General features: G+C 39.7%; 13 protein-coding genes. 9 read left to right on the top strand and 4 right to left on the bottom strand.

The genetic code is table 11. From position 1 onward, the window contains the following. Positions 1-152: 152 nt before the first annotated feature. The gene (locus I6F42_RS13795; protein WP_002962210.1) at positions 153-917 is read right to left on the bottom strand and encodes an outer membrane protein assembly factor BamD; all 765 of its coding nucleotides are present in this window, start codon (positions 915-917) and stop codon (positions 153-155) included. Positions 918-1,058: 141 nt separating this feature from the next. Between I6F42_RS13795 and rluD the strand changes: the two genes are divergently transcribed. The 3 genes from rluD to clpB all read left to right on the top strand — a co-directional run bounded on the left by rluD (position 1,059) and on the right by clpB (position 5,439). Further along, positions 1,059-2,036, top strand: coding sequence for a 23S rRNA pseudouridine(1911/1915/1917) synthase RluD (gene rluD / locus I6F42_RS13800; protein ID WP_007581384.1), 978 nt, complete (start codon positions 1,059-1,061; stop codon positions 2,034-2,036). Continuing rightward, positions 2,036-2,767, top strand: a complete 732-nt coding sequence (gene pgeF / locus I6F42_RS13805; protein ID WP_197152483.1) for a peptidoglycan editing factor PgeF — start codon at positions 2,036-2,038, stop codon at positions 2,765-2,767. Before rluD ends, pgeF begins: the two co-directional genes overlap by 1 nt. Positions 2,768-2,862: 95 nt before the next feature. After that, the gene (gene clpB / locus I6F42_RS13810; protein WP_197152484.1) at positions 2,863-5,439 is read left to right on the top strand and encodes an ATP-dependent chaperone ClpB; all 2,577 of its coding nucleotides are present in this window, start codon (positions 2,863-2,865) and stop codon (positions 5,437-5,439) included. A gap of 60 nt (positions 5,440-5,499) precedes the next feature. On the opposite strand, the gene I6F42_RS13815 is transcribed toward clpB, so the two are convergent. Beyond that, entirely contained in the window at positions 5,500-7,047 is a 1,548-nt protein-coding gene (locus I6F42_RS13815) for a PAS domain-containing methyl-accepting chemotaxis protein (RefSeq protein WP_197152485.1), read from the bottom strand. Between the two features lie 587 nt (positions 7,048-7,634). Between I6F42_RS13815 and gshA the strand changes: the two genes are divergently transcribed. Together gshA and I6F42_RS13825 are read left to right on the top strand one after the other, a co-directional pair. After that, entirely contained in the window at positions 7,635-9,212 is a 1,578-nt protein-coding gene (gshA, locus tag I6F42_RS13820) for a glutamate--cysteine ligase (protein WP_010554628.1), read from the top strand. A gap of 146 nt (positions 9,213-9,358) precedes the next feature. Next, positions 9,359-9,970, top strand: a complete 612-nt coding sequence (locus I6F42_RS13825; RefSeq protein WP_197152486.1) for a transglycosylase SLT domain-containing protein — start codon at positions 9,359-9,361, stop codon at positions 9,968-9,970. Between the two features lie 48 nt (positions 9,971-10,018). Here the strand turns inward: I6F42_RS13825 and I6F42_RS13830 are convergent, their stop codons facing one another. After that, positions 10,019-11,287 (bottom strand): HlyC/CorC family transporter, encoded by a 1,269-nt coding sequence (locus I6F42_RS13830; protein WP_007581396.1) that lies wholly within the window; start codon positions 11,285-11,287, stop codon positions 10,019-10,021. A 61-nt stretch (positions 11,288-11,348) separates the two neighbouring features. After that, the gene (locus I6F42_RS13835; protein WP_024593585.1) at positions 11,349-12,155 is read right to left on the bottom strand and encodes an inner membrane protein YpjD; all 807 of its coding nucleotides are present in this window, start codon (positions 12,153-12,155) and stop codon (positions 11,349-11,351) included. Positions 12,156-12,408: 253 nt separating this feature from the next. Between I6F42_RS13835 and ffh the strand changes: the two genes are divergently transcribed. From ffh to trmD, 4 genes are all read left to right on the top strand, one after another. Continuing rightward, entirely contained in the window at positions 12,409-13,788 is a 1,380-nt protein-coding gene (gene ffh, locus I6F42_RS13840; RefSeq protein ID WP_007581399.1) for a signal recognition particle protein, read from the top strand. A gap of 260 nt (positions 13,789-14,048) precedes the next feature. Beyond that, entirely contained in the window at positions 14,049-14,297 is a 249-nt protein-coding gene (gene rpsP / locus I6F42_RS13845) for a 30S ribosomal protein S16 (RefSeq protein WP_002962192.1), read from the top strand. Between the two features lie 17 nt (positions 14,298-14,314). Then, positions 14,315-14,851 carry a ribosome maturation factor RimM gene (rimM, locus tag I6F42_RS13850; RefSeq protein WP_010554631.1) on the top strand — a complete coding sequence of 179 codons (537 nt, stop codon included), beginning with the start codon at positions 14,315-14,317 and terminating at the stop codon, positions 14,849-14,851. Continuing rightward, positions 14,851-15,618 (top strand): tRNA (guanosine(37)-N1)-methyltransferase TrmD, encoded by a 768-nt coding sequence (gene trmD, locus I6F42_RS13855; protein ID WP_007581405.1) that lies wholly within the window; start codon positions 14,851-14,853, stop codon positions 15,616-15,618. Before rimM ends, trmD begins: the two co-directional genes overlap by 1 nt. The last annotated feature ends 31 nt before the right edge of the window (positions 15,619-15,649 follow it).

Below are 15,649 nucleotides of genomic sequence, written 5' to 3' on the forward strand. Positions count from 1 at the left end.
TGGAAAGATACCAAGCGCACAGGGCGTGCATCTGTGAAAGTGTTATGGCAAGGATGGCTTAAGTTACAAGCCATCCTGGAAGGCTACGATTTAGCAAAATCTCTTGAGTCAGACTTGTGATCAAGAGACAGCTTAGTAAGCGCCTTTTTTATTTATTTAGTTCTTTTATTTAGTTTTCGTGTTTGCTTTGCGTGCTCACTAAGCTCAGTTAAACCTAATTGGTCGTAACTTTTCTCCATCATTTCAAGCGCGGGATCTAAGTAACTGCTTTGTGAATAATGCTCAACAACAAACTTACCTCTATTAGCAGCAGCTAAGTAAGCTTCACGTTCGTAATAGTAAGTTGCTACTTTTAATTCATAACGTGCCATGCGGTTTAAAAGCCACACTAGACGACGCTTAGCTTCAGGTGCGTAATCACTTTTAGGAAAACGTTTTACTAATGTCGATAAATCAGTAAATGCAACACGAGTACGGTTAGCATCACGGTCGGCTCTATCTACACCAAAGTACTCTTGGAACGCATTTTTATCAGCTTTAATATTTACTAAACCACGCATGTAATACATGTAGTCTAAATCTTTATGGTTTGGATTTAAGCGAATAAAGCGGTCAATGGTTGCAAGTGCTTGTTCAGTATTACCTGATTGATAATGTGCATAGACTAAGTCCATTTGTACTTGCTTAGAGAATGGGCCAAACGGGTAGCGAGAGTCTATTGCACTCAAAAGTTCAATTGCACGAGCATATAAACCTGAATCTAGCGTTTCTTTTGCATCTTCATATAAAGCGTGTGCAGATTTATTCGGTACACGTTGAATGTCTTCTTGGTCTGGAGCAGACGAACAAGCGCCTAAACTAAGTACAGAAACTGAAAAAACAATGGCAAATGCACGTTTCCCTATTTTATTTATCATTTTATTTGTTACCTTCGATGTCTTCGGCTAGGCCAAGTCGGTAAAACCGAGTAAACTATGCGTATTATATTATGCTTTTATTAAAAGCGATTCTAACCCAGTCGAGCAAAGCTTGCACTGGTAAATTGGGTAAAGTTACTAATGTCAGAGCAAATTTCTCTTCAAGCCGACGTTCCAACCGAATTAGGTGGTAAACGTCTAGACCAAGTATTAGCACAATTGTTCCCTGATTATTCACGTTCTCGTATAAAAACGTGGATATTGGATGATAAAATCACCGTAGACGGTGAAATTTTCAACACTCCACGCGAAAAGCTACTAGGTGGTGAAGTTGTAAGTGTTGAAACAACAATTGAAGCACCACGCGAATACGAAGCACAAGATATCAAATTAAACATTGTTTATGAAGACGATGATATTTTGGTAATTAATAAACCAATGGGCCTAGTGGTTCACCCTGGTGCGGGTAATCCTAATGGAACAGTGCTAAACGCATTACTACATTACTACCCTGAAATAATTAACGTACCACGCGCGGGTATTGTGCATCGTTTAGATAAAGACACGACCGGTTTAATGGTTGTAGCTAAAACGATTCCAGCACAAACGCATTTAGTAACAGCGCTACAAAAGCGTGAAAACTTCACGCGTGAATATGAAGCACTGTGTAATGGTACTATGACCGCAGGTGGTATGGTTGAAAAAGCAATTGGCCGCCATCCGACTCAGCGTACGCATATGGCCGTACATGAACTGGGTAAACCGGCAATTACACATTACCGTGTTGCTGAAAAATTCCGTGCTCATACCCGTTTACGTCTGCGCTTAGAAACAGGTCGTACTCACCAGATTCGTGTGCATATGGCACATTTAAATCACCCGCTAATTGGCGATCAATCTTATGGCGGCCGTCCGCGTCCACCTAAAGGTGCAACACCTGAGTTATTTGAGTTACTTCGTAGCTTTAGACGCCAAGCACTACATGCTGTAAAATTGAGTATTGCGCATCCAATCACGGGTGAAATGATGACATGGCAAGCACCTATCCCAGACGATATGGTTGCTATGACACTCGCATTACGTGAAGATACCAAAGCTAATCCTGATATCGATAGATAATGCACTTATTGTCAGCGACATGGCAAAACCTTCATAAAGTAGGAACATTAAGTACTACTTGTGGAGGTGGTGTTTCAAAAATCCCATTTAAAAGTTTTAATTTGGGATTCCATGTTGGTGATAATCAAAATCATGTATCAAAAAACCGCTCATTATTAACAAATCTCCTACCTAAACCTGCCGTGTGGCTAAATCAAATTCATAGCTCTAATGTTGTTATTGTTGATGAATATTTTGATTTTGATGAGTTACACGATGCTGATGCGCTTTATACTCAGTTATTAAATCAGCCTTTGGCTATCATGACCGCCGATTGCTTACCTATTTTATTAGTCAGTGATGATGAAAAGGAAGTTGCAGCTATACATGGCGGCTGGCGAGGGCTTGAGCAGGGAATTATTAAAAATACTTTGGAATGTTTTAGCTCAAAGTGTGAAAATATAAATGCGTGGCTAGGGCCTGCAATTGGGCCAACTCGATTTGAGGTTGGGGCTGAAGTGTTTGAGTTATTTCAAAAAAGGTCCCCTTTATTTATTCACGCATTTACACCACAAGCTAATGGTAAATATCTTGCTGATATCTATGGTATTGCGCGTACTTTACTTACCCAGCAAGGCGTTAAAAATATTACGGGTGGCGACTACTGCACAGTCTCTCAAAGTGACTTATTTTTTTCTTATCGACGAGATGGACAAACTGGACGTATGGCTAGTTTGATCTGGCGCAAGTAATTCACATCTTTAATCATTATATTTCCCCTACACCTTGAACAAACACCTAAACATACCCATTAATTAAGCAATTAGATTATTTAATAGGTAACACCATGCGTTTAGATAGATTTACAAGTAAATTTCAATCTGCGCTTTCTGATGCGCAATCGCTAGCCCTTGGTCGCGATCATCAATTTATTGAACCCGTACATTTAATGTATTCATTGCTAAAGCAAAGTGGCTCTAGTGTACGTGCATTATTTGCACAAACGGGTGTCAGCGCTGACGAACTCAACACCAAGCTTTCTCAAGAAATAGAAAAACTATTTAAAGTAGAGGGCGTAGGTGGCGACGTGCAGCTATCAAACAATATGGCTTCACTTATTAACCTATGCGACAAATACGCGCAAAAACGCAAAGATAAATACATTTCAAGTGAGTTATTTGTACTGGCTGCATGCGATGATAAAGGACCGCTTGGCGATATATTTAGGTCGTTAAATATTACCTCTACTAAAATTGAAGCTGCGATCAAAGCGATTCGTGGTGGTCAAAAGATTGACGATCCAAATGCGGAAGAAACACGCCAAGCACTTGAAAAATATACCATCGATTTAACGGAGCGAGCAGAGCAGGGCAAACTTGATCCTGTTATTGGTCGCGATGACGAAATTCGTCGAACGATTCAGGTACTACAACGCCGTACTAAAAATAACCCTGTATTAATCGGTGAACCAGGTGTTGGTAAAACGGCGATTGCGGAGGGGTTAGCACAGCGTATTATTAATGGTGAAGTACCTGAAGGATTAAAAAACAAACGTGTTTTATCGCTTGATTTGGGAGCACTAGTTGCGGGAGCTAAATACCGTGGCGAATTTGAAGAACGTTTAAAATCAGTATTAAACGAATTGGCTAAAGAAGAAGGCCAGGTCATTTTATTTATTGATGAAATACATACTATTGTAGGTGCAGGTAAAAGTGACGGCGCCATGGATGCAGGCAATATGTTAAAGCCAGCATTAGCACGCGGTGAATTACACTGTGTTGGCGCAACCACGCTTGATGAATACCGTAAATATATAGAAAAAGACGCAGCCCTTGAGCGTCGATTCCAAAAGATACTTATTGAAGAGCCATCTGTTGAAGATACCATTGCAATATTACGTGGCTTAAAAGAGCGATATGAGTTACATCATTCAGTAGAAATTACTGATCCCGCGATTGTTGCTGCGGCGCAGTTATCTCATCGTTACATTAGTGACCGTCAGTTACCCGATAAAGCGATTGATTTAATAGATGAAGCGGGTTCTTCAATTCGATTACAAATTGATTCCAAACCAGAATCGTTAGACAAGCTTGAACGCCGTATCATCCAGCTAAAGTTAGAAGATAATGCGCTAGCGAAAGAAAAAGACGAAGCAAGTCAAAAACGCCGAGCTGAAATGCAAGAGTTGATCACCGACCTTGATGGGCAATATCGTGAGCTAGACGAGATATGGAATGCTGAAAAAGCATCACTTCAAGGCACGCAAGTAATTAAAGCCGAGCTTGAACAAGCAAGATTAGATTTAGATGTAGCGCGAAGAGCAAGTGATTTACAGCGTATGTCAGAGCTGCAATATGGGCGAATTCCAGAACTTGAACGAAAACTTGATTTAGCCTCACAAGCCGAAATGCAAGAAATGACTCTGCTTAAAAACCAAGTAGGTGAGGATGAAATTGCTGAAATACTGTCTCGCTGGACAGGAATTCCTGTTGCAAGAATGCTACAAGGTGAGCGTGAAAAGCTGCTGCAAATGGAAGATAAGTTACACAGTAAAGTAATAGGGCAAGATGAAGCGGTTGTTGCTGTTTCTAACGCAATACGACGCTCACGTGCCGGGCTTGCAGACCCTAATCGCCCTATTGGTTCTTTCTTATTTTTAGGCCCAACAGGTGTGGGTAAAACAGAGCTGACAAAAGCACTGGCTGGTTTTATGTTTGATACCGAAGATGCCATGGTGCGTATCGACATGTCTGAGTTTATGGAAAAACATTCAGTTGCACGTCTAGTAGGGGCTCCTCCAGGTTACGTGGGTTACGAAGAGGGCGGTTATTTAACCGAGGCAGTACGTCGTAAACCTTACTCTGTTATATTGCTTGATGAAGTAGAAAAAGCACATCCGGATGTGTTTAATATTTTACTGCAAGTATTAGATGACGGCCGATTAACTGATGGGCAGGGTAGAACTGTTGATTTTAAAAATACCGTTATTATCATGACCTCAAATTTAGGCTCAGATATTATCCAAGAGCAAGCGGGTAATAATGACTATACGACCCTTAAAGCTAAAGTAATGGAAGTATTAATTAATGAGTTTAGGCCTGAATTTATTAACCGTATCGACGAGACTGTCGTGTTCCACCCATTAGCTAACGAGCATATAAAAGAAATAGCTGATATTCAGTTAATGAAATTACGTGAGCGCTTAACAGAAATGGGGTATTTGCTTGAAATAAGTGATGCTGCTCTTGAGCGAATTGCAGAAAGTGGGTTTGATCCTGTCTACGGTGCGCGTCCGCTTAAGCGTGCTATTCAACAAACGATTGAAAACCCGCTGGCACAAAAATTACTTAATGGAGACTACTTACCAGGTTGCGTGATTGTCATTGATGCAAATGACGACGGACTTGTATTTTCCAAACGCTAATTGTAAATAATTAAACTAAAAAGCCGCTAAAATAGCGGCTTTTTTATGTTTTTTAAACTTTTAAACTTTAAAGGTTAGTAATAAATCGTTCACTCTACGTGAACCTTCAACAAGTTCAGCGGCTCCTTTTGCCACATTAAAGCTCAAGCTTAAGTTGTTATCGCCAAAGTCTTTAATTTGCGAAACATTATTACTAATGTCGTTGCTAACCATTTGTTGCTCTTCTGCAGCCGATGATGTTTGTATTGCCAAATGAGATATTTCACTGATTTGGATAAAAATCCCCTCAAGTTCAACTTGGGTTTTATCAGTTGTCAGAACACAGTTATCGGCTTGTGTTTTAGTGCGTTGCATTACTTTAGACCAGCTAAATAAAGTATCTTGTATTTCTTTGATAGAGCTATGGATTTGTGTTGTGGCATTTTGAGTACGTGACGAGAGAGTTCTTACTTCATCGGCGACTACAGCAAAGCCTCGGCCATGTTCTCCTGCTCTAGCGGCTTCAATCGCCGCATTAAGGGCAAGTAAATTAGTCTGATCGGCAATTCCTTCTATTTCACTCATTACCTTACCAATTTTATCAGCTTCAGAGGCTAAGCTGGTGGCTGTGGTCGCAGCCTCTTCTACTTGAAAAGCTAAATCAGATACCATTTTACTATTATCGGCAATGTGGTCTTTTATTTCAGAGCAACTCTGATGGGTGTTATTTACTTTATCTGCTGTTTGAGCGGTATTTACTGATATTTCACCAATGGTAGAGCTCATTTGGGTCATCGCAGATGCAATTTGTTCTAAACGTTCACCTTGCGAAGCAATACCTTTTTCAGTAAGGGTTGATTGTTTGTCTAGATCAGTCGCGATGCTATTAAAGCTTAGTGTGGAATCTTTCATACGGCCAAGAACTGTACGCAATTTTGCGCTTAGCATTTGCCTTCTATAGTCGCTTACACTGTGAGGAGTGTGGCCGCTGTAAATATAACGAGAAACCGAATCGGCTTTTGCTTTTTGATCGCGTAATATTTTAGGAGTAACAATGAGTTCATCATAATTTAGCGCAATAACTAAGGCGCACATCAATAGGCTAATTGCAGCTATAGTGATTGAGCCCGCAACAGCGGTAAAAATTAGCCAAAGTAATAGGCATACAAAAGTAATACTTTGTCTTATCCCAGTGTGCTCCCGCAGATTAAATAATGACTTATTGGTATTTATTTTGTCGTAAAGGTTTTGTGCGCGTTGTTTAAGCTGTGAGCTCGCTTTGGTTCTTACTGATTGATAACCAACAAGTCGGTTATGCTCAAAAATAGGGGTTACAAAGGCATCTACCCAATAATAACGGCCATCTTTACAGCGGTTTTTAACCATGCCGCGCCACGAGTGCTCTTGTTTTAATGTTGCCCACATTTCTTTAAAGGCCGCTTTTGGCATATCAGGGTGACGAACAATATTATGATGCTGACCGATAAGCTCTTGTACGCTATAACCTGCTACAGAGCAAAACTCTTGATTGACGTATGTTATTACACCCTTGAGGTCGGTAGTAGAAACAAGCTCTTGTGACTCATCAAAGTATACTTCTTCATTTTTTAAGCTTTTATCATTGTGCATTATGTTTATTATCATCCTTTATTGTTGCTGTCATTATATTGGTTACACACTACAAAGCAAAAAATAGCGTCTTTCCTTTTATGCTCATAAGGCAAATAATTGTTTTTATTGATCTAGATCAAATTTAAATATCGAGTAGCTGAATTGAACTCATTTTAAATAAGTTCCGGTCTATTATTTTAGGCTTATATTTTGCGTATTTAATTTATACTTAAATACGCATTTAAAGCATTTGTATAATGCCCAGAGCAATGGCAATATTACGACTTAATATAATGATGTTGGTCATATTGAGCGCATGTATAGAGTGGGTAAATAATTATTAACTTAGAAAAATTATATTGTTCTAGCAATTTATACCAGTTGCATTAAATAAGTGATCAATTATAGCGCTAAGAAAATAGCACAATAACAAGGCGAAAATTATGACATATAGTTGTTCTATATGAATAATTTTTAACGCAGTGAGTGCGCTATTTAATGCGATAGAATGATCATATTTTCAATAAAATTGGTATTAATCTTGAGTCTAAGTAATTAGCCCCCATAACCTTATGATTAAGCCACGTGGCCCGAGGAAAGATTTTTTGACAACACATGATTTAGCTAACGCACTTGAAGCGTTATCAGTAAATGAGCACCAACATGCAGTTAAAGGCATTAAACGTGGCATAGAGCGAGAGTCGCTAAGAATACAAGATAATGGTGCAATATCACCTCAAGGTCACCCAAAAGGTGTGGGCAGTGCGTTAACTAACGGCCATATCACAACTGATTTTTCTGAGTCTTTACTTGAATTTATTACTCCAGTTAGTGAATCGTCAACGCAAACGCTTAAGCAATTAAAAGACCTTCAAAAGTTCACTCTAGAAAAAATGGGCGATGAACTACTTTGGCCCATTAGCATGCCGTGTTTTATTGAGCACCAAGACGATATAGTGCTAGCTCAGTTTGGTAGTTCAAATACTGGTCAAATGAAAACACTATACCGTGAAGGATTAAAAAATCGCTACGGTAGTATGATGCAAGCAATTGCAGGTGTTCACTTTAATATTTCATTCCCAGATACGCTTTGGCAGTCACTTCATTCTTTACAAAAAAGCAATGCAAGCCTTCAAGATTTTATTTCAGAAGGCTACTTATCGCTTATTCGTAACTTTAAACGCGAACTATGGCTAATAAGTTACATGTTTGGTGCATCGCCAGCATTGTGTAACTCATTTTTGCAAGGTCGAAAAACTGACTTACCATTTAAAAAACTAGGTAAAGGCACGCTTTATTTAGAAGTTGGTACAGCACTGCGTTTAGGTAATTTAGGTTATACAAATAGCGCTCAGTCGTCACTACGCGTAATGTATAACTCGTTAGATGAATATGTAGCGGGCCTTAAAAAAGCAATCAACACACCATCAGAAATTTATGGTGATCTTGATGACTACAAGAGTGAAAACCCTAAGCAGTTAAATAAAAATATTCTGCAGATTGAAAACGAATTTTACTCGCCAATTCGTCCTAAGCGCAATGCGAAAAGTGGCGAAACGCCAACGGATGCATTGCTTCGAGCAGGCATTGAATACGTAGAAATTCGCGCATTAGACGTTAACCCGTTTAGCGAAGTTGGTATTGATATTGAGCAAATTCACTTTTTAGATGTGTTTTTAACATATTGTTTATTAAAAGATTCAGCTCCAATGGATTGGAAAGAACAAGCACGTAGTACTGAAAATCTCGACACAGTAGTAAACCAAGGTCGAGAAGAAGGGCTAATGCTTAACTTTAATAACACACAGCGTAGCCTTCAGTCGTGGGGCGATGAAATATTTACCCAGCTTACAGATGTCGCTAAATGGATGGATAATGCTTATGGTGTTAACTATTACTCAGATACTATAAAGCGCATGGCAACGTGGATACATAATCCAGAGCTTACTTACTCTGGACGTTACGTGTCACAATTAAAAGAGTCTGGTTTAGACAACGGCCACTTTGCACTAGCATTGGCTAGTAAATATAAGCAAAGCCACGCAGATACTGACTACAGCGAGTTTTTAAAGCCTTGGCTGGAACAACAAGTTGTAGAGTCTAACGAAGCACAAGCTGCAATTGAGCAAGCAGATACCCAGTCATTTACCGCGTTTTTAGATGCGTATTTTGACGGTAAATAACCTTGGTATTTAGCAACATTTAAGCAAAAAAAAACGCAGCCTAAGTTGGCTGCGTAAATATATTCAGGGATGAATTAATGCTGTACTGCTGCATTCATTGAGTCAGACCCACACTTTATAAAAAAGTTCTGTGAGATCTTAGAAAAATGAAAAAAAATGCAATTATCCTATCTCTCGCCATTACTTTAGCCGGTTGTGCTACAGCACCTCCAAAGCAACCTAACGATTTATGTAAAATCTTTGAAGAAAAGCCAGATTGGTATTTCGACGCAAAAGATGCACAAGAAAAATGGGGTTCTCCCAAGCATGTACTCATGAGTATGATGTACCAAGAAAGCTCATTTAAGCATGATGCCGCTCCGCCTATGGAGTACTTCTTATGGATAATTCCTACCGGTCGCGCAAGTGATGCCTATGGTTACTCGCAAGCTAAAACACCAACATGGTCTGATTATATTCGTGAAACAGGCAACAACGGTGCTGATAGAGACGACTTTGACGATGCAATCGACTTTATGGCGTGGTTTGTTTATAAAACGCATAAAGTAAATAAAATATCTAAATGGGATGCTTACGCACAATACCTTAATTATCATGAAGGTTGGGGTGGGTATAAGCGTGGCACGTACAAAAAGAAAAAGTGGCTAATGGGTGTTGCGAACAAAGTTAAGCACAGAGCGAGCCGTTATGGTACGCAATTAAAACACTGCGAAGAAGAGCTTGATAAAGGTTGGTTTGAACGTCTTATATTTGGCTAGATAGTTATTAATGGATATAAAAAAGGAGCCAATTGGCTCCTTTTTTATTTAGCGAGAACGCTTATTCGGCAGTATCTTCACTTGTTTTATCATATTTTCTTTAACTTCGAGTACTTCAATAGGATATCCCGCGATACGCAAACTAATATTTGCATCAGGAATATTCTCCAAGTATTCAACAATTAAACCACTCAAAGTTTTAGGTCCATCGAGCGGGAAATCCCAACCCATTTCTTTATTTAAATCGCGTACGTTAGCGCCGCCATCCACAATACATGAGCCATCAGTTTGTGTTTCTACTTCTTCGCTCGGCGTACGAGTTTGCGTAGTTGTGAAATCGCCAACAACTTCTTCTAAAATATCTTCTAGGGTCACTAGGCCTTGGATGTCGCCATACTCATCTACCACTAAGCCTATGCGTTCTTTAGATTGCTGAAACTTTAATAGCTGAGTATTTAGTGATGTTCCTTCAGGGATAAAGTAAATTTCACGTACAGCTCGTAGCAAAGATGGTTTATCAAATTGCTCTTTTGTAAGTAGACGAAGCGCATCACGTGAGTGAATAAAACCTACTGCATCATCTATATTATCGCGATACAACAACACACGAGTATGTTGTGCATGGGTAAGTTGGCGACTAATTAGCTTCCAATCGTCATTAATATCAATGGCCACAATTTCGTTTCGTGGGATCATAATATCTTCAACGGTTACTTGTTCTAAATCTAAAATTGAAGTCAGCATACTTTGATGACGAGCAGGAATAAGTGCGCCTGACTCATTGAGTACTGTTTTTAATTCTTCTTTACTCATGCTGTGTTCGTCGATTTGTGCGGCACTAATACCAAATAATCGCAATATTCCGTTGGTCATCCAGTTAATAACAACCACAAAAGGGAACATTATTTTAAGTAGCCCTTTTAAAATAATAGAGCTTGGAAAGGCAACTTTTTCAGGATAAAGAGCAGCAAGGGTTTTAGGGGTTACTTCAGCAAATATAAGCACGACTAAAGTTAACACACCTGTAGCTATTGCAATACCGAGGTCACCGTAAAGGCGAATACCTATAATGGTTGCAACTTGGGCTGCTGCAATATTAACAAGGTTATTACCGATTAAGATTAAACCGATGAGCCTATCTGGACGGCTAAGTAATTTACTGACTCGTTTAGCTGCACGATGATCCTCTTTAGCAAGGTGTCGCAGGCGTATACGATTGATTGACATAATTCCGGTTTCTGAACCAGAAAAATAAGCAGAAAAAAGCACCAAAAAACCTAAAATGATAAATAGGGTACTTGTCGATATGTCGTCCAACGATGGATCCTTTTCTTATAAATCAATGCGTATTAAGCTAGAGTGAGCAAGCAGAGTCAAGTTAAAACTTATTTAGTATCACTTCTTGTATGAAACGGCTGCCAAAATAAGCGAGTGTGAGGACAAATGCAGCGACCATGATTGTAATAACCACCGGTTTACCGCGCCAACCCTTTTTCATATGACCAATAGCAACAACGGCAAAAATAGCCCACGCAACTAACGACAATATTGTTTTATGAATGAACTCTTTAGCGAACATTCCATCAAGAAATACAAACCCTGAAAGTAATGCAAATGTGAGTAATATAGTGCCTAAATTAAGAAGTTGGTAAAGCTGGCGCTCCACAACCATTAAAGGCGGAAGATGGCTATGCACAATTGCTAAATCTTTACGTTTTAAACGTTTATCAATAAAGTAAAACTGTACACCATATAAAGTAGCGATAATTAAAATACAGTAGGCTAACAAAGATAAAGAGATGTGCGTTACTAAACCCACCTCAATATTGATACTTTGCAATAAAATATGATGAGGTATAAATAAACTGGCAATGGTTAGTAAGGCACCAAAACCATAAACAACGGGCAACAATAAAGTTGCAGGGAATTTTAGCGAGACAGCCGTCACCGAGACCACAATCACCCAGCACGTCAAAAGAGCGACGTTTACGATACTTAAATCTTGACCGTCGGCTCTAAAAACAGAGTTAACTAACAGCAGCATGTGCGCCACTATAGCAACTGTGCTTAAAATAACAGTTACTTTTTGGCTTGGGCCTTGTTGATGAAACAGGCGTGAAAGCACGTGAGACGTTGCTAACACATAAAATAAACTGGCAATAATAGTTAAACTAATAATCAGCATTGTGCTTGGGCCACTTAATTTGAGACAAAATAAACCTTGTTGTTATATAGCCATTGTATTTTATAGCAAAGCAAATGCATAGACCTTAAAAAAAGAAACTCATCAAGGTGCACTTGAACACTATATTGTAAGGCGCCATATACGGTATACTACTTTTAATTGAAACTTAATAAGTCAATCTAGGTTAATTGAAAAATCAAATTAATCGTAAAATTTAAATGGATTGATATAAACGTCTTATCGGAACCGTTACATGTTTGAGAACCTCCAAGAACGATTAGGTAAAACCTTAAAAAATATCAGTGGCCGTGGCCGTCTGACGGAAGACAACATAAAAGACACACTTCGCGAAGTGCGTATGGCATTTTTAGAAGCCGATGTGGCATTGCCTGTTGTTCGCGACTTTGTAAAACAAGTTAAAGAACGTGCAGTTGGGGTTGAAGTTACAAAAAGCTTAAGCCCAGGCCAAGTATTTATAAAAATAGTGCGTGAAGAACTAGAAAAAGCAATGGGCGAGGCTAATGAAGAGCTAAGTCTAAATGCGCAACCGCCAGCCGTTGTAATGGTAGCGGGTCTACAAGGTGCGGGTAAAACCACCAGTGTAGCTAAGCTTGCTAAGTTTTTAAAAGAGCGAAAAAAGAAATCAGTACTTGTAGTAAGTGCCGATGTTTATCGCCCTGCGGCGATTAAACAGCTAGAAACGCTTGCAGCAGAAGTTGATGTTGATTTCTTCCCAAGTGATATTTCGCAAAAGCCTGTTGATATTGCAACCGCTGCAATTTCTCATGCTAAAAAGAAATTTATAGATGTAGTACTTGTTGATACTGCAGGTCGTCTACATGTTGATAGCAACATGATGGATGAAATTAAAGATCTTCACAAAGCAATCAATCCAATTGAAACCTTGTTCGTTGTTGATGCAATGACAGGTCAAGATGCGGCGAATACAGCTAAAGCATTCGACGAAGCATTACCACTTACCGGTGTTATATTAACAAAAACCGATGGTGATGCGCGTGGTGGTGCTGCTTTATCTATTCGTCACATCACTGGCAAGCCTATTAAGTTTATGGGTGTGGGTGAGCGCACTGACGCACTTGAACCTTTCCACCCAGACCGTATAGCGTCGCGTATTTTAGGTATGGGTGACGTACTTTCATTAATCGAAGAAGTCGAGATGAAAGTAGATAAAGAGCAAGCTGCTAGAGTTGCTGAAAAAGTATTTAAAGGCGCAGGTTTTACTCTTGATGATTTTGCTGACCAATTAAAGCAAATGAAAAGCATGGGTGGCATGATGTCAATGCTTGATAAGCTCCCTGGTATGTCTAACTTACCAGATGCTGTTAAAGGTCAAATGGGTGATAAAACATTTATCCAAATGGAAGCTATTATTAGCTCTATGACTAAAAAAGAGCGTGCACGCCCAGAAATCATTAAAGGTTCGCGTAAAAAACGCATAGCAGCTGGCTCTGGTACACAAGTACAAGAGATTAATAAGTTGCTTAAGCAGTTTACGCAAATGCAAAAAATGATGAAAAAAATGAAAGGTAAAGGCGGCATGACTAAAATGATGCGCGGTATGAAAGGCATGTTACCACCTGGAATGATGGGCGGCGGCGGTCCTAAATTTTAAAAAGTACCATTAAGTTACTTTTTAAAATAATAGCGAATCATATTTAAAGGAGCAAATAGCTCCTTTTTTGTTGAATAAATTATGCATGTAATACACCTTTAACTCTTATTTGTCGTTGAGATCACGGTTTAACCTACTAAACTGCCTTTTTGGTTCACTTCTTACTTGCGTTATTGCCAAAAACTCGTACAATTCCCCAGCTCCCCATTCTGGGGAGTAAATCTTATTAATGAAAACAGTCAATCTTTATAGAGGACGGTATGGTAACTATTCGTTTGCAACGTGGTGGCGCTAAAAAACGCCCTTTCTATCAAATTGTGGTTGCGGATAGCCGTTTCTCGCGTGACGGTCGCTTCATCGAGAAAGTAGGCTTTTTTAACCCAATTGCTTCAGGTCAAGAAGAAAAAATTCGTTTAGATTTACCACGTGTTGAACACTGGGTAGGTCAGGGCGCATCTCTTTCAGATCGCGTAGCTAAGTTAGTAAAAGACGCTCGTAAAGCGGCTTAATAGGCGTAAGTGTAACCATGAGTCAAGAGAACACCTCATCAATAATTGTCGTAGGAAAGCTCGGTGCCCCATATGGTATAAAGGGCTGGCTTAAGGTACATTCATTTACTGATGATCCCGTAGGGATCTTCGATTTCAGCCCGTGGTTGATAGGGCAGCAAGGTAAATGGCAGTCCTTAGAAGTGGTCGACTGGCGTCGCCACAACAAAGGCTTTATCGCTAAATTTGCGCAGGTAAACGACCGAGACGAAGCAATGGCTTATACCCATGCAGAAATCTCAATGGATGCAGCGCATTTACCAGAACTCCCGCAAGGTGAGTTCTATTGGCGAGATCTCATTGGCATGTCTGTTGTAACCGATAAAGGTTATAGCTTAGGCATTGTTGATGACCTGATGGAGACAGGGTCAAATGACGTACTGGTTGTTAAAGCAAACAGTAAAGACGCATTTGGTCAAGCTGAGCGTTTGATTCCTTTTTTAACTGATTCAGTTATTAAAGAAGTTAAATACGACGCAAGAGAAATTACCGTAGACTGGGATCCTGGTTTTTAATGACGCAAACTAGTTCATTATGGGTAGGGGTGATAAGCCTTTTTCCAGACATGTTTGACGCTATTACAGACCAAGGTGTTACCGGTCGCGCAGTAAAAAATGGCTTAATTGATTTTAACTGCTGGAATCCGCGAGACTACGCTTTAGATAAGCATAGAACCGTAGATGACCGTCCTTACGGGGGCGGACCTGGTATGTTAATGATGGTTGAGCCATTAAAAAAAGCGATTGCCGAAGCTAAAAAAGCAGCTGGTGATGGTGCTAAAGTAATTTATATGTCCCCGCAAGGGCGCAAACTTGATCAGCAAGGTGCTAGCGAACTCGCTAACTCTAAAAAACTGATTTTGATTGCCGGTCGCTATGAAGGTATAGATGAGAGAATAATAGAATCATATGTTGACGAAGAATGGTCAATTGGTGATTTTATTTTGAGTGGTGGTGAACTACCTGCCATGACATTAATTGACGCAGTAGCGCGATTAGTGCCAGGTGTGTTAGGTCATAACCAGTCAGCGGAACAAGATTCATTTTCGGATGGCTTGTTAGATTGTCCACACTATACACGACCAGAAACATTGGACGACAAACAGGTTCCTGCTGTATTACTCAGTGGTAACCACCAAGAGATAGCAAAATGGCGGCTTATGCAGTCATTAGGCAGAACTTGGTTACGACGTCCTGACTTGTTGCATAACCTAGCTCTGACTGAGGAGCAAGCGGTATTACTCGCGAAATTTCAGCAAGAGTACCAAAAAGCTTGTGGCTAGAAGACAGTTACACCTAGGAAAGTGAGAAACA

Origin of the sequence: Pseudoalteromonas sp. SWYJZ12, from assembly GCF_015864395.1 — a bacterium.
Taxonomy (GTDB): Bacteria; Pseudomonadota; Gammaproteobacteria; order Enterobacterales; family Alteromonadaceae; genus Pseudoalteromonas; species Pseudoalteromonas arctica.